This window comes from Streptomyces katrae (genome assembly GCF_000717655.1).
Lineage (GTDB): Bacteria > Actinomycetota > Actinomycetes > Streptomycetales > Streptomycetaceae > Streptomyces > Streptomyces katrae_B.
Genome location: NZ_JNZY01000131.1, coordinates 1 through 256, shown reverse-complemented (window position 1 = coordinate 256; position 256 = coordinate 1). Strand labels below are relative to the sequence as shown.

Annotated in this window: 1 protein-coding gene; it reads right to left on the bottom strand. The window is 70.3% G+C overall.

Going from position 1 to position 256, the window contains the following annotated elements; genetic code table 11:
• The coding region (locus IF09_RS41495) for an IS5/IS1182 family transposase (RefSeq protein WP_037637291.1) at positions 1–256 on the bottom strand (256 nt) is incomplete at both ends.

The following is a 256-nucleotide window of genomic DNA, read 5'->3' as shown; positions in this document are numbered from 1 at the left end:
CAGGCCAGGCGTCGGTACTTGTCGTGGTCGTAGCCGCGGTCCCCGAGCACCGTGTCGGGCCGCCGGCGGGGCCGGCCGCGCTTGCCGCGAACCGGTGGGACGGCCTGGAGGAGGGGGATGAACTGGGTGACGTCGTTGCGGTTGCCGCCAGTCAGGGTGGCGGCAAGCGGAATGCCGGTGGCATCGGTGATCAGGTGGTGCTTGCTGCCATTCCTGCCCCGGTCAACGGGGCTTCGCCCTGTTTTGGAGCCCCCTT